20 protein-coding genes, 4 tRNA genes and 1 pseudogene are annotated in these 19635 nt (G+C 39.3%); 11 read left to right on the forward strand and 14 right to left on the reverse strand.

Annotated elements, in window-relative coordinates; all coding sequences use genetic code 11:
* A pseudogene (gene tnpA / locus E2R31_RS04130) lies at positions 1-309 on the forward strand (IS200/IS605 family transposase); the annotation flags it as partial.
* 272 nt (positions 310-581) lie between these two features.
* On the opposite strand, the gene E2R31_RS04135 reads toward tnpA, so the two are convergent.
* Both E2R31_RS04135 and tgt read right to left on the reverse strand, forming a co-directional pair.
* Positions 582-2399 carry an acyltransferase family protein gene (locus tag E2R31_RS04135; protein WP_132972985.1) on the reverse strand — a complete coding sequence of 606 codons (1818 nt, stop codon included), beginning with the start codon at positions 2397-2399 and terminating at the stop codon, positions 582-584.
* A gap of 100 nt (positions 2400-2499) precedes the next feature.
* The gene (gene tgt / locus E2R31_RS04140; protein ID WP_001285237.1) at positions 2500-3642 is read right to left on the reverse strand and encodes a tRNA guanosine(34) transglycosylase Tgt; all 1143 of its coding nucleotides are present in this window, start codon (positions 3640-3642) and stop codon (positions 2500-2502) included.
* Between the two features lie 116 nt (positions 3643-3758).
* Between tgt and E2R31_RS04145 the strand changes: the two genes are divergently transcribed.
* Positions 3759-4616 (forward strand): DUF975 family protein, encoded by an 858-nt coding sequence (locus E2R31_RS04145; RefSeq protein ID WP_132972987.1) that lies wholly within the window; start codon positions 3759-3761, stop codon positions 4614-4616.
* A 40-nt stretch (positions 4617-4656) separates the two neighbouring features.
* Here the strand turns inward: E2R31_RS04145 and E2R31_RS04150 are convergent, their stop codons facing one another.
* The 8 genes from E2R31_RS04150 to E2R31_RS04185 all read right to left on the reverse strand — a co-directional run bounded on the left by E2R31_RS04150 (position 4657) and on the right by E2R31_RS04185 (position 12453).
* A complete protein-coding gene (locus E2R31_RS04150; RefSeq protein WP_096422857.1) occupies positions 4657-5019 on the reverse strand; it encodes a DUF1304 domain-containing protein in 363 nt (120 codons plus the stop codon).
* Positions 5020-5029: 10 nt separating this feature from the next.
* Positions 5030-5455 carry a MarR family winged helix-turn-helix transcriptional regulator gene (locus E2R31_RS04155; RefSeq protein ID WP_084946831.1) on the reverse strand — a complete coding sequence of 142 codons (426 nt, stop codon included), beginning with the start codon at positions 5453-5455 and terminating at the stop codon, positions 5030-5032.
* 197 nt (positions 5456-5652) lie between these two features.
* The gene (locus E2R31_RS04160) at positions 5653-6864 is read right to left on the reverse strand and encodes a LysM peptidoglycan-binding domain-containing protein (RefSeq protein ID WP_132972989.1); all 1212 of its coding nucleotides are present in this window, start codon (positions 6862-6864) and stop codon (positions 5653-5655) included.
* 168 nt (positions 6865-7032) lie between these two features.
* Entirely contained in the window at positions 7033-7650 is a 618-nt protein-coding gene (locus tag E2R31_RS04165; RefSeq protein ID WP_132972991.1) for an HAD family hydrolase, read from the reverse strand.
* 3 nt (positions 7651-7653) lie between these two features.
* Complete coding sequence (locus E2R31_RS04170) at positions 7654-8934, reverse strand: MATE family efflux transporter (protein WP_084946840.1); 1281 nt, start codon at positions 8932-8934, stop codon at positions 7654-7656.
* Between the two features lie 60 nt (positions 8935-8994).
* Entirely contained in the window at positions 8995-10479 is a 1485-nt protein-coding gene (gene thrC, locus E2R31_RS04175) for a threonine synthase (RefSeq protein WP_132972993.1), read from the reverse strand.
* Between the two features lie 75 nt (positions 10480-10554).
* The gene (locus E2R31_RS04180; RefSeq protein WP_132972995.1) at positions 10555-11832 is read right to left on the reverse strand and encodes a glutamate-cysteine ligase family protein; all 1278 of its coding nucleotides are present in this window, start codon (positions 11830-11832) and stop codon (positions 10555-10557) included.
* 339 nt (positions 11833-12171) lie between these two features.
* On the reverse strand, positions 12172-12453 hold the full coding sequence (locus E2R31_RS04185) for a hypothetical protein (protein WP_243701288.1): 282 nt from the start codon (positions 12451-12453) through the stop codon (positions 12172-12174).
* Between the two features lie 122 nt (positions 12454-12575).
* On the opposite strand from E2R31_RS04185, the gene E2R31_RS04190 reads away from it, so the two are divergent.
* From E2R31_RS04190 to E2R31_RS04230, 9 genes are all read left to right on the forward strand, one after another.
* A complete protein-coding gene (locus E2R31_RS04190) occupies positions 12576-12773 on the forward strand; it encodes a hypothetical protein (protein WP_115242154.1) in 198 nt (65 codons plus the stop codon).
* Positions 12774-12853: 80 nt separating this feature from the next.
* Complete coding sequence (locus E2R31_RS04195; RefSeq protein ID WP_132972997.1) at positions 12854-13606, forward strand: endonuclease/exonuclease/phosphatase family protein; 753 nt, start codon at positions 12854-12856, stop codon at positions 13604-13606.
* A gap of 223 nt (positions 13607-13829) precedes the next feature.
* Positions 13830-15197, forward strand: a complete 1368-nt coding sequence (locus tag E2R31_RS04200; RefSeq protein WP_125849405.1) for an ATP-binding protein — start codon at positions 13830-13832, stop codon at positions 15195-15197.
* A 99-nt stretch (positions 15198-15296) separates the two neighbouring features.
* The gene (locus E2R31_RS04205; RefSeq protein WP_125849408.1) at positions 15297-15611 is read left to right on the forward strand and encodes a hypothetical protein; all 315 of its coding nucleotides are present in this window, start codon (positions 15297-15299) and stop codon (positions 15609-15611) included.
* Between the two features lie 6 nt (positions 15612-15617).
* Positions 15618-16337 (forward strand): metallophosphoesterase, encoded by a 720-nt coding sequence (locus tag E2R31_RS04210; protein WP_125849411.1) that lies wholly within the window; start codon positions 15618-15620, stop codon positions 16335-16337.
* A 178-nt stretch (positions 16338-16515) separates the two neighbouring features.
* On the forward strand, positions 16516-17295 hold the full coding sequence (locus E2R31_RS04215) for a rolling circle replication-associated protein (RefSeq protein ID WP_125849414.1): 780 nt from the start codon (positions 16516-16518) through the stop codon (positions 17293-17295).
* 13 nt (positions 17296-17308) lie between these two features.
* Positions 17309-17515: a DUF3173 domain-containing protein gene (locus tag E2R31_RS04220; RefSeq protein ID WP_125849417.1), complete on the forward strand. Its 207-nt coding sequence runs from the start codon at positions 17309-17311 to the stop codon at positions 17513-17515.
* Positions 17516-17518: 3 nt separating this feature from the next.
* Entirely contained in the window at positions 17519-18652 is a 1134-nt protein-coding gene (locus E2R31_RS04225) for a site-specific integrase (protein WP_132972999.1), read from the forward strand.
* Between the two features lie 41 nt (positions 18653-18693).
* Entirely contained in the window at positions 18694-19149 is a 456-nt protein-coding gene (locus E2R31_RS04230; protein WP_125849424.1) for an HD domain-containing protein, read from the forward strand.
* Between the two features lie 69 nt (positions 19150-19218).
* Here the strand turns inward: E2R31_RS04230 and E2R31_RS04235 are convergent.
* The 4 genes from E2R31_RS04235 to E2R31_RS04250 form a co-directional block, all read right to left on the reverse strand.
* A tRNA-Leu gene (locus tag E2R31_RS04235) sits at positions 19219-19302 on the reverse strand.
* 9 nt (positions 19303-19311) lie between these two features.
* Positions 19312-19383: transfer RNA gene (locus tag E2R31_RS04240), tRNA-Gln, on the reverse strand.
* 13 nt (positions 19384-19396) lie between these two features.
* Positions 19397-19469, reverse strand: a tRNA-His gene (locus E2R31_RS04245).
* Between the two features lie 14 nt (positions 19470-19483).
* A tRNA-Trp gene (locus tag E2R31_RS04250) sits at positions 19484-19554 on the reverse strand.
* Positions 19555-19635 lie beyond the last annotated feature (81 nt).

Here is a 19635-nt window from a genome sequence, read left to right on the forward strand (position 1 = left end):
CGAAAAGTGATCTATAATCAATATCGAAGTAGTTTAGGCGAAATATTTCATCGTTTGTGCAGCTATAAAAGTGTTGAAATTATCGAAGGTCACTTGATGCCTGATCATGTACATATGTTAGTAAGTATTCCACCAAGGATAAGTGTTTCAAGTTTCATGGGATATTTAAAAGGTAAAAGTGCACTCATGATGTTTGATAAACACGCTAATCTCAAGTACAAGTTTGGGAATCGGCATTTCTGGGCAGAAGATTATTATGTGAGTACAGTGGGACTTAATGAAGCCACAATCAGGAAATATATTCAAGATTAAAGAAATTATCCAGTGGATGATTTCTTCACGAGTATAAAAATTTGAGAACGAGTAAAGCATGATATAGCATTTTATAAATTAAGTGTAAAAGAATATGAGGATCCCTTTAGGGATAGTGGTAAGTAATACTAAAGCCTCTTTAAGAGGCAAGTGACGAGTCAAGAGCAATGAGGCTTGAACAACGTGAAAGCCAGCGCCTTTAGGCGCTGGCTGGTGATTTGGGCTTATAGCCCTGGTGCAAACCACCCGTTAGACGGGTGGTTATGATTTTATTTTGATTTTACAGGCAGTTCTTGAGCAGCCTTAACCGCAGCTGCAATCGTCTCTGCGTAAAGTTTAGCACCTTCTTCAATCATGTTGCTATCATTTCCAAAGTGGACTTGGTCGGTTCCAGCCCAGATTTCAGGGTGTTCCTTAGCAACCTTATTCCAGTCAGCGATGCTCACATACGGATTCTTTTCAGCTAATTCTCTCGCATAAGTCGCATACTGCTCAACTGATTTGTAAGTCTCCTTGCTCTTGTCACCTTCATAAGGAGTTACAAGAATCAGATGGTGGCCTTTGGGAAGATTTTTAACTATCGTATCTAAGTCATCTTTATAATTCTCTGGTCCGTTTACACCCGTTGCAATGACAACTGTTTTTAGAAGTACCTTGTTCTGGCTGTTATTGAGCATGATGTCATTGGCTTGCTTGGTCGTTCGACTAACTTGGGCATTGATATTTGCTTCAGGAAGCGCCTCTTGCAAGGCTGTATTGGCTCGTAAGGCTACCGAATCTCCAATCAGGCTTGTTCCCTCCGAAATTCCTAGGCGACTGACTTCAGCTTGCTCAGCCAATTTCTTCATCTGATCCAAGTTGGTCTGGGCTTGTTTGAAACCATTGACCATCAAGTCTGTCTCAAAGGCTCCAACTTGAGGAGCCACAGTTATGATAATCAAGGTAATCAAAGTAAGAATGCCAACACCACTAGCACTAATTGGTTTAATATGAGGTAATCGACTAATCTTCCGTATTAAAGGATTGGTCTTACCGGCAATCAATGGCTCAATAATATAGAAGGATAGGATAGCAAAGAAATAAGAAAAGATAATTGTCAGAATAACAGCGGATAAATTACTCATCAGCTGAGAAAAGATAATATAAAAAGGCCAGTGGAAAAGATAAACCGCGTAGCTGGTATCCGCTAAAAATGTAATGATCCGAGGTTCTTGTATCTCAGGCGTTTTCTCATGCAAGACACGCGCAGCAAAAATCATGACCACGGCTGCTAAGCTGGCAAGCAAGAAACCAAACAAGTAAGCGAACAGGTAAGTAAACTTGACAAAGAAAGTCAAGAGTACTAATACCAAGAGACCTGCAGCAAACACCAGTAGGTTCTGACGAAGATCCCACGTCCGATCAAACTGCTTGACTAAATCACTCGTCTGACGAACACCTACAACCGTCGCCAAAATGCTTCCTAAAAAGAAGGGATAGACATGGGTCAAACTTGAAAAGTAGACAGATGAATAGGAACTAGCCATTAGACTACCAATAAACATGGAGAAAAAGCTAATGATGAAAGCTCCCGCAGAAAGGAGAAAGACCATCCCTCTCAATTGACTACTAGATTTTGAGCGTTTGGATAAGAACCAAACCGCTAAGCCCCAAAGGATATAGTAGTGAACCTCAACAGCTAGACTCCAGTTGTGGACAAAGAGATGCGGAATGAACTGAGATTCATAACTTCCCCCTGTTAACATCTCATAGAAGTTGGTCATAAAACCAAAAACTCCAGCAATCTGGCCGCCAATTCCAGCAACATAGTCTTGACGAACTAGGAGGGTAAAGGGCATGGTCACCAGAACCATCAGCACCACAGGTGGCACGATGCGGTAAAACCGTCTCTTAAAAAAGCCCAGTAAATCAATCTGGCTTTTCTTTCCAAACTCTTCTAAAAGGAGGGAGGTAATCAAGAATCCCGAAAATGTGAAAAAGACATCTACCCCGAAAAATCCTCCAGGAAAGATCGTTTGAAAGAAGTGGTACAAAAGCACCAAAAGTAAACCTGTAATCCTAATCAAGGAAAACCATTTAATACGCATACGAGTCTATTCTCCCTTTCGTTATACACTTTATTCTATCAAAAAAAGAAGAAAAATCCTACGAGAAAACGTAGGATTTTTAGCTTCTATAAATTCCATTTTAGAAATTGCGTCCTGACTTATTGTAGCCATATTTTTCCACAAAATACTCACGAAATTCCAAGAGATTGTCATCCATGATAGCTTGACGCACCTGCTTCATCAGGTTGAGTAAGAAGTAGAGATTGTGGTAGCTAGTCAAGCGGATACCGAAGGTTTCATCGGCCTTGAGCAGGTGACGAAGATAAGCGCGCGTATAGTTCTTACATGTGTAGCAATCGCACTCAGGATCCAGTGGCGTAAAATCCTCAGCAAACTGAGCATTTTTGACAACCAAACGTCCCTGACTGGTCATACAGGTACCGTTACGAGCGATACGAGTCGGCAAGACACAGTCAAACATATCCACCCCACGAATGACCCCATCAATCAAGCTATCTGGCGCTCCCACACCCATCAAATAGCGAGGTTTGTTTTCTGGGAGAAGTTGGGTTGTGAAATCCAAGACTGCATTCATCTCTTCGTGCGTTTCTCCCACTGCCAAACCACCTATAGAGTAACCTGGGAAATCCATGCTGACAAGGTCGTGAGCTGACTGACGGCGAAGGTCTTCAAATCCTGCCCCCTGCACAATTCCAAACAAACCTTGGTCATGTGGACGACGGTGAGCCTTCAAGCCACGCTCAGCCCAACGACTGGTACGCTCGATGGATTTCTTAACGTAGTCGTAAGGTTGATAAAACTGAGGACATTCATCAAAAGACATCATGATATCTGAGCCTAGATTGTTCTGAATAGAAATAGCCTTTTCTGGAGATAGGAACATCTTGGAACCATTGAGGTGGTTTTTAAAAGTTACGCCTTCTTCTGTGATATTTCGGCTATCTGCTAGGGAATAGACCTGGAAACCACCACTATCCGTCAAAATCGGCTGGTCCCAATTCATGAACTTGTGGAGACCACCTGCGCGTGCGATGAGCTCATCTCCTGGACGGAGCCACAAGTGATAGGTGTTGGACAGAATAATCCCTGAACCCATCTCCTTCAACTCCTCCGGTGACTGAGTCTTGACAGTGGCTTGGGTCCCAACTGGCATAAACATAGGAGTTGGAAAGGTACCGTGCGGGGTGATGATTTCTCCCAGACGAGCTCCCGTGTGTTTCTCTTTCTTAATCAAACGGTATTTGATTGGTGAATCTGACATTTTCTACCTCCGAAGCTGGGAAAGACAGTCCCAGTTCATACTTTGTGCCCAAAGGCATACTGTATGATTTTATCAAAAAAACTAGGAACTGTCACGAACTATGGTATAATGAAAGAATGAAATACCAAAAAATTGATTTAAAAACCATTCGTCTGCAGACTAGGCAGTTTCAGGCTGAAAACCCCCGCCTCTTTCTCGTCTATCTCTTACCTAGCATACTGGTCATCTTATCAGGCTTTCTCAACCCCTTGGCTCGTCTCCAAGAAAGTGTTTTAGAGCAATCCTTTTTCAGCATGCTGGCGCAAGTGCTCCAAGCCTATCTCTTCCCACTAGTGGTTTCTTTTATGAGCACGATTTTTCTAGTAGGTGCTGCCTTTGCGACACTCCGACTCCTCAAGGATCCTGATACGGAACTCTCAGTAAAATCAAGCCTGACCCTCTTTGCTGAAGAGCGCTTCTCGCAAACCTTCCTGACCCTGCTCCTCAAACGTTTCTACCTCTTTTTATGGAGCATTCCAAACTTAGTAGGCATTTATTGCCTCTTTTATAGCAATCTCTTGGCTCGAAGATTTGTTGCCCTACATCCTGAATTTCCAAAATTAGACCTCTCATCAGTTGAAACCGAGCAATTCCTTATGACCTTTGGGCTCTACTTTTTCGTGAGCCTCATCTTGATGATCGTGGGCAATCTCCTCTACGTACCGCAACATTATGCTTACTCGCAGGTAGAATTCCTCCTCTGCGACACTCTGGATTTAGGACATGCTAAACCCCGTCAAATCCTGAAAACTAGCCGTTTCTTGATGAAGGGTTACAAATTCCAGCGCTTTGTCCTCGACCTACAACTATTCCCTTGGTACTTCCTCAACTGGATCACCTTTGGAATTGCTAGTTTTTCAATCCTTCCCTATATTCAAAACAATCACATCTTCTTTTACAGAGTCCTACTAGCTCGTAAACGTCGAAATGGATAAGAGCATACAAAAACCAGCATCTTTCAGGACGCTGGTTTTCTTATTTCAAAAGTAACATACTCAGCAGAGTCAAAATAGCAGGCCCACCTTGCTTCAGAAGAATCTTCTTGTCTGCTGTCAGAGAACCGTAGGTCGCTGCACCAAGCACAAATAAAACAAAGATAGTCACAATTTCCAAACTTTGTGAGAAATAAATCCCATACAAGAGAAAGACACCTATCAAGGCATTATAAATCCCTTGATTTTTAAATAATGAACTCACTGAAGGACGAGCCAGTTCTTCCTTGTCCACATTAAACACTCGACTAGTAGTATCTGATTGCGTAGCCACACTTTCCAAATAAAAAATGTAAAAATGCTCCAAGGCAACGATAGTTGCTAAAACAATTGTAAAAATAGACATATTCTTCTCCTTAAATTTTTATCTCTTCTAAGCCAGATATCAACTTTTCTAACAAGCGACTGAACTCTTCTCGCTCTCCTTTTGTAAGTACACTCTCCATCTGATTTTTTACGTTTATATGTTGTTGAGGAGAGTTGGTTACTAGTTGTTCTCTCGCAAAGTCTGTGACTTCCACCAAAACCTCCCTCTGGTTTTCAGGATTCCGACGTCGATTAACCAAACCTCCCTTTTCCAAAATTTTAAAGTGCCGTGTCAAGGCAGCCTGATCAATCTTCAATCTATCCAGAACTGCTATTTGATTACACGGTGACTGATCGATTAAGAAACACAAGATTTGATAACGAGTCAGACTAATCCCCAATTGGCGTTCGAATAGTTGTGTCATAGACTGATCTGCCAACCGTAGCTGATACAGTAAATCATGGATTGCTACCATAAATCTTTCTCCTTTAAAGTTGATTCGTCAATGATGGACTTATCAAGTATAGTATAGACTAAAAAACAAATCAAGTAATATGCTTACATTCTCTTGAAATATTACTCACTTCCTCATATTTATCCCTTTTACCCTGAAGGAATGACACACAAAAAAGAAGCGGGAACTCAATCAGTTCCCAACTTCCATTTTAATGATTAGTTCATTGAAACGTGAACGTGGTCATAGTGGTTTTCGGTTACGCTGCCACGGTCTGGCATTGGATTCCACGTGTAGGCTGGTCCATATTTACTATCATATGGAGCGTAGAAACGTTGTTTCCAGATGATGTAGTTGATACCACGGCTAGCCATATTTTTGACTGCATATTCTGCAATTTGATCCCCGAGTGCTGAACTCACTGGAACCATGAAGTCGATGGCCAAACCTTTACCATGGTCCCCACTGTCACCAGGACGGTAGCCACTAAAGGATGTAATCCCAAACAAGTTGGCTACTTCTTCTTTAAAGGCTGCTGTTTGTGGTTGTAGACCAGCATTCTCAGACTTGGTTACAGCAAGTCCTGCATAATCAGGAACAGCTGGAGCCGAATAAGTTCTTGAAGCCGTTTGGCTTTGCTCTGCTTGATAAGTCGAAGTTGCAGTGTCAGAAGTTGCTGTTGATGCTGCTGTTTCTTCTGTTGCACTTGTTCCTGTTGTATCAGCAGGCGTTTCAGTTGCTGGAGCAGCTGCTACTGGGGCTTCTGCTGGAGTTGTTGCTGCCGTTTCTTCGGTAGCTGGAATCGCCACTTGTGGAGCTTCTTCAACTGGGCGAGTTGTTTCTGCTACTGGTGCTTCCGCTAGAGTCGTTTCAGCTGTTTCTTCAGCTACAGGTGTTTCTGTAGATAGTGTCTCTTCAGCAACTGTCGCTGTCTCAGAAACTTCTGAACTTGGCGCTACTTCTGCTGGTTTTTCAGTCTCTGTTGCAGTTGGAGCTTCCTCAATTGGTTGAGAAAGATCTTCTACTTGAACTGTTTGTTCATCAACTGTCACTTGATTCGTCGTCAAATCAGCTGTCGCAGTCGTCACTTCTTCACTAGCATCTGATTGAGGAGCTTGGATTTCAACTTCCGTTACCTCTTCTTCCTCATTGACAGTTGTAGTGAGGACAGTATCTGGGAAAATCAAGTCCATATTGGTAATTTTATTCAAATTAGCAAGGACCGTCACATCTACTCCCAAAGCTTCTGCAATCGTGCTCAGGGTATCACCATACTGAACTGTATAGCTGTTTTTGTTTTCGTTTTTCGTCACGTCATTTTGGATTTGCTCAACGCTACGTGCTGTCCAAGAGATTTCTTGAGCTTTAGCTCCTAATGCGGGAGCAAGAGACAAGGCTACTGTTGAGGCTAAAATAATTCTTTTCTTCATTCGTTCATATTCCTTTCAAATGAGTACCTGTCTATCATAACACAAAAAAAGCAGAAAAAAAGCCCTCTCGGGCCTATTTAACAGAACTGTCTATTCCTTGTAACAAACTCGATTACTTGAAATAGTTTGTTAGGTTTCTGTCACAAAACTGACACAATCTTCTCGTCCCTAATCCTCAAAAATATGAGGAACATCTGCCAGTGCTTGAATCCTCTGATTCCCTTCATAAGAAGACTCTAAAAAGTTGATGCTTTGAAGGCCACTATTCTGGGCAAATTCCACATCCAAAGTTCGGTCTCCTATATAGTAGGTGTTCTCAGAATCCAACTCATACTTGTCTAGCAGATAGGTCGCCGCTTCTGGACTGGGCTTGCGCGCAAAGCCACTCTGACTGGTTAAAATCTCTTTGAAATAGGATTCCAACCCCAAGTCTCTGAGAATGGCAAAAGCATTGTCCCCCTTATGAGTATAGACAAACTGCTGAATCCCTGCTTGGTCTGCCCAAGCTAGCACTTCACGCACACCTGGCATCAAAACTACCTGAGTATTCTTCTCAGCCAGACTCTGGGCACGCACCTGATTGAGTACTTCCGCATCCAGATTTCTCTCTTCTGCTACCTGCTCCAGCAAATCCTGCACAGAGTACCTGAGGATAAACTCTCTCACTTTTTCCTTATCATAAGGAATAGAAAATTGAGCAAAGGTCTCCTCAATCCCTGACAAAATCGCTTCGTAAGAGTCCAATAAAGTCCCGTCTAAATCCCAAATAAAAGCTGTTTCTTTCATCTCCTATCCTTTCAAGCTCATATAACGCTGGTAACGGTAACGTAGAAATAACCAGCGAAAACCATTATCCAAAAGTGTCCCTGCCCAAATACCTGGTAAGCCCCAACCAAGCACAAGCCCCATCAAATAAGCTGTCCCTATACGGATACACCACATCCCAATACTTGTCGCATAAAAGGGGAGGCGAGCATTTCCCAAGCCCTGCCAAACTGCCGTATAGATGACTGTCCCTGTCGCCATAGGAGTTCCTAGTAGAGAGAAAAGTGCCACCAAAACGCTCGCTTCGACTGCTACAGGATCGGTCGTATAGAGATGAGTCAGTGGTGTCCCTAAGGCATAGATACTGAGAGTTAAGGGCAACATGAGAAGCAGAGAAAGCCAAAAGGTTTGCTTACTCAAATCATCTACTCTTTCCCAGTTATTCTCTCCAACTGCTCGAGCTACCTGCATGACCGTTGCTGTAGCCACGCCAAAGGCAGGCATATAGTTAAACTGGGTCAAGACTTCTCCGACTGCATTCCCCGCTACTGCCTCCGTTCCAAAAGAGACGACCAAGGCAATGATCACTACATCTCCAGCCCGCATCATGAGACGTTCTCCTGCCGCTGGCAAAGCCAAGGTCAATAGTTCTTTATCTAAAGCAAAAGTCGGTTTCTCAAAAGGCAGCTTTAATTGCGACCACAAAATCACAAGACCGACTAAGCGAGACAAGATAGTCCCCCAAGCAACACCCGCTATACCCATATCAAGGACAAAAATAGCTAGACTTGAAAAAAGAATATTCAAGGCATTGGATAAAAGACTCACATAGAGGGGGAGACGCGGATTATGCGTTGCACGAATCAAGGCGCCTAGACTCGTCATCAAGCCCAAGAGAACAATCGATCCGCCTACCAAAGATAGGTAGAGTCCACCACTCTCGGCCACAGCCTGCTCAGTTCCCAAAAGTCCTATCATCTCTTGCCCAGCAAAGAGCGATAAGGCGCCTAAAAGTGCACTCAGCAATAGGGTTATCTTGAGAGCCTCTGTCACGTGATAAGCCAACTTAGACTGATCTTTCTGCCCCAAACTTTTTGAAATAACGCTGGAAATAGCAGCTCCCAGAGCGATAAAAATCGCCTGGTAAATGGTGATAATATTGCCAGCAACTGAAACACCCGAAATAGCTATCAGTCCCAAGTGAGCGACCAAGTAACTGTCCACCATTCCCATGAGCATTTGCAAAAAGTTTTCACCCATAGCTGGCAATGCAATATTAAGAATGTCTTTATTTTTCTTAAACAATCCTTCCTCCTGATGAAAAGAAACTCAGTTGGTTTCCCAACCGAGTTTACTCCCTCTGTCTTAAAGTCCTAGATAAGCCTCAACCGCTGCTTGCATATCAGCAGCTGCCACTGTTGTTTTATGACGAACTGGAGCTGTTTCAAGGCCATCCACCGCTGGTGGCACTGCCACTCCTGAAATGTCATGTAATTGAGCCAAGGCTTCAAAGTCAGTCAAGCCTGCTTTTCCTGTTACCGCTTCTACGGCAACCACTGGGAACTTGTAAGGACTAGCTGTTGAAGCAATCACTGTCTTAGTCGCATCGCCAGTAGCCGCTTGGTATTTTCTATACACTGCTGAGGCAACAGCTGTGTGTGGATCCTCGATGTAGGCATCTGTTTGATAAACACGTTTAATTTCTGCCGCAGTTTCTTCCTCAGTCGCATATTCAGCTGCAAAGAGGTCAAGAATCTCTGTATCAAAATTAGTCAACTCATATTGACCTTGGCTATTTAAGGCATTCATGAGTTCAGCTGTCTTAACCGCATCATTCCCCAAAAGATGGAAAATCAAACGCTCCAAGTTTGAAGATACCAAGATATCCATAGATGGGCTAGTTGTTACCTTAAACTCACGTTTCTTATCGTAAACACGTGTCTTGAAGAAGTCTGTCAAAACATTGTTGTCATTTGAAGCACAGATTAATTTGCCAACTGGAAGACCGATTTGTTTAGCATAAAAGGCAGCCAAAATATTTCCAAAGTTTCCTGTTGGTACTGTGAAGTTGACCTTATCACCAGCCACAATCTCACCAGACTTGACCAACTGAGCGTAGGCATAAACATAATAAACAATCTGTGGCACCAAACGACCAATGTTCATAGAGTTAGCTGATGAAAATTTCAACTTGTTCGCTGCCAATTTTTCACGAAGAGCTACATCGTTGAACATGTGCTTCACATTTGTTTGCGCATCATCAAAGTTTCCATCAATAGCGATAACATGAGTATTGTCGCCAGTCTGAGTAGTCATTTGCAACTCTTGCACCTTGCTGACACCATCCTTTGGATAAAAGACGATAATCTCAGTTCCAGGCACATCGGCAAACCCTGCCATAGCAGCTTTCCCAGTATCACCAGATGTCGCTGTCAAAATGACAATCTTGTTCTCCAAACCATGCTTTTTAGCGGCTGTCGTCATAAAGTACGGCAAGATAGACAAGGCCATATCTTTAAAGGCAATCGTTGAACCATGGAACAATTCCAAGTTGTATTGCCCATCCAGTTTCACCAATGGCGCAATAGCTGGAGTATCAAACTTGCTATCGTAGGCATTGTTGATACAGTAGTCCAACTCCTCAGCTGTAAAGTCATCTAAAAATGCTGACAAAACAAGTTTAGCAACTTCCTGATAAGAAGCATCTTTCAATTTTTCAAAGTCCAAATCCACCTTTGGATAAGTAAGCGGTGTAAACAAACCACCATCCGTCGCCAAACCTTGCAAAATAGCTTGGCTGGCAGTTACTGTATTGTTGGCATCACGCGTTGATTGATAAACTAATGTCATGAATCTCTATCCTTTATCTATAGTCTCTTCCATTATATCATGATTTTTCAGAAAATTCTCCCTTTATAAGAGAAATTATAATCCCAATTCTTTCTTCAAAGGCTCTAAATAAACCATTTCTTGCTTATCTCTTTTCTCCAGTCCTTCCTCAGCTAGGGTGAGTAAATCTTTAGAAAACTCGAGAACCGCAGCTTCTTTTTCATCTGTGAGTTGTTTTTTAGAAAATTGTCGTCTTAAAAGCTTATAATCACGACCAGCTGTGGTAAAAAATGGAGCAGTTCGCAAGTAAGCTTCAAGCTTGTCTAAATAAACCAACAATCCCAAGTGAAAGGCAACAGAAGCAAAAGTTCTATCTAGAGGTTGCGTACACACACTACGAAATTCAATAGTCCCTCGAGTCGTTAAGTCTTGGTACTGATAACTACGATGAGTTTGGAAATCTTCCTCCTGAGGATGAATTAACACCTCATCCCCATTAAGGGTAAATGCTTGGATTTCAGGTGTAGCCAAATAGTCCCTAGCCTGAATCGGATAAAAATAATAGGTCTGCCCATCACGCTCCGCAGTAAAAATCGCAGAATGATTTAGATAGTCAAAAAAATCATCCTCATCTTTAAATAGTCTAGTGTTGACACCTACATTCTCTGGATAGATACCATGCATGGATTCTTCCCAAAAAATATCTCTCGAAATTTTGGTATCCCAATCTGCCCCTGAAAACTCAGAATTGGCAAACAAATAAGCTTTGGCAGCTTCAATTTGAGTAAAAGCATTGATAACACGCAGGTAGCTGGACCTTGAAACGTCTAGTTGAACCTGACTTCCACAGATAAAGGCACCATACTCAGGGAAATGATGTAAATCTGATTTAGTTACATTTCTACTCAATTTCAGATAAGCCATCAACATCTGATAGCGGGGATAAGCCACTGGACAATTCTCATTTTTATCCCAGTTGGGATGAATGCCGCAGCCAACAATAGCATGATTAGCTTCACCCAACTTATTCTGAATCGTAGCCATATAGAAATCAAAGCGTTCTTCTACCTCTTGGATAGATTCGGCCTTTCCGAATGCAAACTCAATTGTCGTATAAGCAACCTCAAACAAGATCGTATCTTGGCTGACTGGATCAAGCAACTGAATTGGATTCCCAAAATCATCCACTTTTTCGATAGTAAAGCCCAGTACTGATGGTAAATACCGAAAGAGATCCTTAACAACTTCACCATCTGTAGCCTTACCCTCTAAATTTACAATAGGATATTCTAACTCAATCCCAATAAATAAATTTGGGTTCTCTTTTATATTCTTTAAGTAACGTTTCTTTAGTAATTCAACAGACCGAGACATTAATCACCAAACTCTTTCATAATCAAAATAAATTGTGAATAAGTAATATTATACCAAAAATACACTAAAAATGACTAGAATAAGAAGAAAAAGATGTTTCATCAGTTATCTGTACTTAAAGAAAAAATATCAAAATCTTCACTAAATCAAAAAACAAGGTCCGAAAACCTTGTCTTTCATACTATACCGGCGGCCGGGGTCGAACCGGCACGTCCTTGCGGAAACTGGATTTTGAGTTTGGCTCTTACCGTTTTATAAGTATGTGAAGCCTTTCAAATAGCCTTTTTAAGAAGATACCTCTATCGCAAAAACGATAGTTTTTTTATTTTTAGTAACTTTTTAGGATTTACTTTTCCTCAATCTATCCATTATTTCTTTACTTAACTTGTCGATATCATCGTCAGTACCAAGTTCTTCTCCAAATAACTTACTAAAAGTAAAAGATTTATAGACTTTGTCACGACTTTTCTCAGTACCATCATCAAGTAGTTTTAGATAATGTTGAAAATCTTTAATTACTCTTTGTTTTACTGTTTCAAAGTCTTCATCTTCAGTAACTGAATAATTGACAGGTTGCCATTCACTATATCCCATTTTATCTAACCTTTCATCATTTTTCAAATAAGTAGATTATACCATACGCGTATAGAATTTTTTATTTTTTTAGGTGTTATGGGTTGACAAGTATGCATAGAAAAATTATAATAGTTATAAACATGGTTATAATGTTGAAAGGAAAAATTATGGCAAGAGGTAAACCAGTTCCAGCAAGTAGCATGTTTGATAATCCTACAAATATATCAGCAGTTGTAGATAAATCAACCAAGTTAAATTTGGAAATCATTGCAGGAGAACTAGTGAGAAATTTAGGTTATCCCCCAACTCAAGGGCAGGTAATAGATTTCCTTGCTAAGTTTTATCTTGAAAACACTCAAAAATAGACGACATCTGTATCGTTTATTTTTTAAAAAGAATAACAACGTTTATATTTTTTAAATTTTTCAATAAAAGGAGAACTGATATGACTAATTTATCTTTATTGACTGCAAACCTTGATTATCGTGGCTCTGGTGGACCATATAAGGATAGAACTTCTACTAAGATAGCTGATTATTTATTATCACAAAACCCTACTTTCATAGCATTACAAGAAGCTGGAGGCACCCAACCATCAACAAAGCCTCGCTACTTAAATGTTGATGAATATCAGAAATTTTTGTTAGCCGAAAAGTTAGCAAAAGAACTTGATACAGAATTGAGAAAGCGTGGATATGGGGTTATTTATCCTAAGTCTGATAAATCTAATGCTGTAAGTACTAGACTTTTCTATTTTAGTGACAATATCGAACTCATCAAAGAACTTCCTCCTATTTATGATGACTTCTATTGTAGACAAAGTGGTGGTCTGTTTAAAATTAATAATAAAACTATCGCGGTCTTTTCTCTCCACTTTCCTCTTTTTGAAAATCGCCCCGTAGAAAAAAAAGAAATGTGGGATAAATATATTCAATTTGCTTCCCAAGCAAGCAAATTGTATGACCATATTATCTTGGCAGGTGATTTCAATGAAAGTCCAAATAATGAAACGACTTTACCCGATAAGATAGTTGAAATGGAGCAATACATGGTAAATGCTAGCCGAGATTTACCGACTTGGAGTAATAAGAAACTTGACCATATTTTCATTACACCAAATAGCAAAATTGAAAACTATTCGACACTTGATAATCATTTTAGTGACCATAAAGCACTACAAGTAACTTTTACAGTTTAGGAGTTTTTAAATGAAACTATTTAGATTAAGAACAATAGCAGATTTAACAAGAAATTATATCATTTCAAGTAGCAGATTAAGGGTGGCTCATTGGTCAATACTGGTACTTTCTATCTGTACTCTGCTTACTATAATTGCAAATATTAGAGCTCCTGACCTTACTAAAATCCATTTATCTTTTTAATTGGTTGTATAGATACATTAATTTCTGAGAGGAATGAAGATGAAAATACTGAAACTGAGCAAATCTGTGAAAGTAAAAGTTAATCCCTATGTTATTACTTCTCGTAGACTTTTTCTTAGTAGAATAGGAACTGAATTGTTAGTAGGCCTCTTATTGATAAATACTTGGTTTTCAATCCCCTTTATACCTTTTGGATTGATTATGTCAAGTTTTTTTACAGGCCTTATTATTCTTGTAGAAAAATTTTTTAGGTCTACTTTTATTAAAAAAATTCAAAGTATATTGTACGTCAGAGAATCTCTATTTGATATGCTAATAAGTCTAAATTTATATGAAGAAAGTAACAATCTAGTAATCAATAGCGCAACATTGAACTTCGAAATCACGCCTAATAATGATGTAATGGTTAAAGTACCTCTGTTTGGGAATAAATTTTTAAAACTTCTTAAAAATCTAGAGGAGTATCTTATACCAACCTTAGGGTTGCCTTTAATATCAAAACAAGAATTCCCTGATTGTGTTATTTATAAACTCGGTCACACAGAAAAAATTGAACAGTATGTTTTAAATGCCCACACATTGACTAAAGAATTTTTTGAAGATATTCCTACTCCAATAATCAAGCTATCAAATACCCAACAATTCTCTTTGAAATCGAATACTAATATCGGTATTTATGGACGCACTGGAACAGGCAAAACAATAGCCTTACAATGGTACTTATTTAACGCACTGGCTAAAGGTTGTGGTAGTGATGATGATACTTATTTAGGTATAGTTGATGGTAAGGCTGCCGATTTATATCGTATTGGTGAACTTCTTCACGAAGAACTGGGAGAACAAGTGGCAGTAGGCTCTTCACCCCAAATGCTAGCAAAATTATCGAGAAAATTTATAGAGATTATGGATGCAAGGTTTGAAATTATCAAACAGAATAGTTCATTAAATGCTGATGCATATGACCTGGGCATGATGACACCTAATTTTCTATTTGTCGATGAGCTTGCTTCTATTCGTGATTCTTGTGGCTCTAGCAAACAAGGTAAAGAGTTATGGAACGAAATTTTGCAAAACTTGGGTTTGATTGCTCGTAAAGGAAGACAGGCTGGTTGTCACTTACTATTATCTACGCAAGACCCTAATGCTGAGAATATTCCGGTAGAATTGAGAAACCAAATATCTGCGGTATTATATCTTGGGAATCCAGGAAGTGACCGTCTAAGAATGGCTTTTTCTATGTGTGAATTGGAAAATGTTCCTACTGTATCCGATAGAAAAGGAGAGGCTCTCTTTTATGCTGACGGTCTGAATTCTGTGGAACCTGTACTGACAATAGTTCCATTCGTTGATGTTAAAACAAAACGAGAATTTTTGCAGGTAGTTAGAAACATACTACCAGTCCACTAATAGCGGTCTTTTTCTCTGTTGGAATAGGTATTCTTTCCAACAGAGAAAAAGAGCAAACCGACTGCTTTGGCAGGAGGTAAAAAAGAAAGGAAACTATCTATGAAATTAAATGACTTTTTGAAAATTGAGCTCCTTGGTAATCGTTTCTTTGCCGTAAAAGGATATACTGAAGTTTTAGACCGTGAAACCAGTAAACCTACCGCATTACGTCTAAATGTGTCAATTCAAGATGAAAATAGCGATTTTTTCATGGAGATGATACAGGTCAAGGTTAATACTCTCACTCCTACTGCTTCTGTACAAGATATGGCAAACAACAAAACCTGCCCTGTTATATTAAAAGATTTGAATGTTGGTCAGTATAACGGAAACCTTTGGTTCTCATGCTCTGATGTGCTCCCTCTAACAAAATAAGATTCTATGGCTAAAATTTACGCAATTTCTGACATACATGGATATTTAGATGAGTTCATAAAAGCTCTCAACAAAGTAGAGTTATCTGATAAAGATAACAGACTTATCTTACTTGGAGACTATATTGATAACGGTTCTAAATCTTTTCAAGTGTTGTCTAAAATTATAGAGCTAGAAGAAGTGTACTCTGGGCAAATCATCACCCTATTTGGCAATCATGAGGAATGGTTCTACGACTGGTTAATACCAGAAACTCCTACTGCTTCTGCATTCGGAGAAACGATACAAAGTTTCTTTTCTCCAGAAGAGTTGAAAGAAATCTTAGTCTCTAATCCCAATAACTTTGAAATTGCTATTAGAAATGCAATCAAAACGAAAACTAAATTTATAGACTGGTTTAAAGAGCGATACAAGGATAAACGCTATTACGAGACTGATAATCAAATTTTTGTTCATGCAGGTATTGAAGAAGAAGCTGGTGACCTGTGGGAGGAGTTGACAAGTCCAGAAACATTTACCAATAAATTTCCAGTAACAACAGGTGCTTTCATCAAAGATGTCATTTCAGGTCATATCGCTTCTCATCAAGTTGCAAGAGATGATAGCTATCTTGGAAAAGTGTATTACAACCAGAATCATTACTTCATTGATGGGGATGTAAATCATAGCAAAACAATACCTGTTCTTTGCTATGATACAATTACCAAGAAATATTATTTTCTATAACTTTTAATCATGTGATCATAGGCAAAACTGCCGACTGGAGGTCGGCAAGCTGGAAGCGTGTTTAGCAGAGCGGTGCTTAGGTCACATGATAAAAGTTAGGAGGAGCTTTGCTCCTCCTAGTTTATTTATTATATAGACAATCTTTTGGCGAAAGCCAATCTAAAAGGAACTATTTTTTATGACTTCGTACAATAAAAAAATAGTCCGCACTTCTTCCTATATTGAAATTTGGGAATATGAAAAGCCAATATTTTCAAAAGGAAAATCAATCGATATTAATACTGAAAGCAAGGAAAAAACAAAACGCAGAAAATTTGATGAACTAAAACCTGAAGAACAAGAACAACGTCTTGAACGTATGAAGAAAACTCGCTTAGAAGCAAAGTGGAACTTACTCCGCCTAGTCGATTGTAATTTTGATGATACGACTTCTTTTCTCACATTAACCACCAAAGAAAATATCAGCGATAGAAACCATTTCAAAGACTTACTAAAAACATTTATCAAACGCTTTAACTATCACATATTTAAGACAAAGAAAAGCCAATTAAGGTATATAGCAGTATTAGAAAAACAAAAACGTGGAGCATGGCACGCTCATATCCTGCTTTTCAGCGTTCCCTATATCCCACATAGTCAACTATTAAAACTTTGGGGGCATGGAGCAGTACGGATAAATAAAGTTGATGTCGACAGCAAAGAAAACCGCGGTCGATATGTTACAAAATATTTTGAAAAAGGTATCGGACAAGAGCTATTAGAAAATTTTGGAAAACAAGCTTATCTGTCATCTCGCAACTTGAAAAAACCTGATGAAGATAAGTTTTATACATACGAAACATTTGAATATGACAGCTCAACTGTCCTATATGAAACAGAGTACACGAGTAAAGTCTATAAAGACGGTCAGTATTTTGATAATCATGTAAAGTACAAGAAAATAAGACTAGATGAATAAAGGAGTAAGTCACATGATAGCAACTGTTACTAAGAATGACCTAGTTGCCCTCGGATTCTCTGAGGGAACATCTAAACGTATTATCCGACAAGGAAAAGAACTTCTAGTAGCACGAGGATTTAGGGTGTATCAAAACAAACGGATTGGAACTATACCTGCTACTATAGCTACTGAACTGCTCGGGTTTGATGTTCAAAATATCCCACTTACTAGGGGGTAACAGATGGCAATACGAAAAGACAAAGACAATAGCTGGATAGTTGACATCAGTAATGGTTTCGACCCTATCACGTTAAAGCAACGTAGAATTGTTAGAAAAGGATTTAAGACCAAGAAAGAAGCCACCGAAGCAGAACACTACCTACGAAGTGTAGAGCTAAAAGAACGCTTCTACGGAGCAAAAATAACTGTTCCCATGCTTTATGACATGTTGAAAGAAGAAGACAGCATAAACCATAGAAAAACAAGCTATATCAATACTCAAGAGAATAACTACAACAAGCATATCAGAGAGTATTTTATAAACGTGGATAATGTTGGAAAACTGACCTATGAAGATATCTATCAATTTAGAGAACAACTCCGTCAAAAAATAGCACAAAATTCAGATAAACCCTTAAGCACAAATACCATCAATAAAATCATGATTTTACTCAAAAAAATTTTTGATGTAGGTTTGCGAAAAGGTTATTACACTACAAATCCTGTAAAGTTACTAAAAAAATTACCAATTGAAAAAACTAAAATGCAATTCTGGACAATTGCAGAGTTTCAACAATTTTTAAAACTCTTTGAGGTTGATGAATACAATATAAAATTATTGTTCACCGTCCTCTTTTTCACAGGACTACGGCTCGGTGAAGCACTCGCACTCACTTGGCAAGACGTAGATTTTACTAGTAATACAATCCATGTCACTAAATCTACTTACGTAAATAAAGGTATCAGCCATATCAGTACAACAAAGACTAAGGCAGGTACTAGAAGAATTATCATCAATAAAAAATTAAGTCAAGAGCTGGAAACTTGGCAGAAGAAACAAGCAAAACAATTACAACAATTCTCAAATGACATAACTACACTACAGGTATTTCAAAATAGCCCAATCATCATTACTAAGGACGCTATTGAAAAACAGTATAAGAAAATCCTTGAACGTGATAACACATTAAAAAAGATACGCATACACGATTTTAGACACTCACATGCTTCTCTTTTAATCAATAATGGAGAAGATTACCTAGTGGTTAAAGAACGCTTAGGACACGCTTCTATAACCACCACAATCGATACATATTCACACTTATATCCAAGCAAACAGAAAGACCTAGCAGACAAACTAGATGATTTATTGTAAAGTAGCTTGCATTTTAAAAAACTAAAATATAGAATAAAGATATGGATAAAATACAAAAATCAGTAAGCCAACAGGCTTATGAAGTAGCTAAAAAAGCTCATTTAGGACAGGTTGATAAAGCAGGTGTTGACTATATTAAACACCCGAAGACCGTTGCAAGTTTTGTAGAAACTGATGAGGAAAAAGCGGTTGCTTATCTTCATGATGTTGTAGAAGATACTAAACTAACCCTACTAGACCTAGAAGAGCTAGGCTTTTCAAAGACGATTATAGAAGCCGTTGATATACTTACAAAGAAAAAAGGACAGGATTATCAATCATATCTCAACCTAGTAAAGACAAATGAACTCGCTAGGGTTGTAAAATTGGCTGACCTACGTCATAATTCAGATTTAACACGACTTTCAAAGATAACTACAAAGGATATAGAGAGAAATAAAAAATATCGTTCTGCTATCGCTTTTCTAAGCCAAGTAGAAAAAAATAGTAATTTTTAGTAACTCAATCAAGAACGGTTCAAAATATAAAAGAAAAGACAAGGCTTAGAAACCTTGTCTTTATTACTATACCGGCGGCCGGGGTCGAACCGGCACGTCCTTGCGGACACTGGATTTTGAGTCCAGCGCGTCTGCCAATTCCGCCACGCCGGCAAATAGTAACTGGGGTAGCTGGATTCGAACCAACGCATGAGGGAGTCAAAGTCCCTTGCCTTACCGCTTGGCTATACCCCAATAATATAAAATAGGCGAGTGATGGGGATCGAACCCACGCATGCCAGAGCCACAATCTGGTGTGTTAACCACTTCACCACACCCGCCATAATTCTATAAACACGGGCAGTAGGAATTGAACCCACACTGAAGGTTTTGGAGACCTTAGTTCTACCTTTAAACTATGCCCGTAACTAAAGGAATGGAAGGGGAGGGATTCGAACCCCCGAACCCGAAGGAGCGGATTTACAGTCCGCCGCGTTTAGCCTCTTC

The organism is Streptococcus downii (assembly GCF_004353325.1).
Classification (GTDB): domain Bacteria; phylum Bacillota; class Bacilli; order Lactobacillales; family Streptococcaceae; genus Streptococcus; species Streptococcus downii.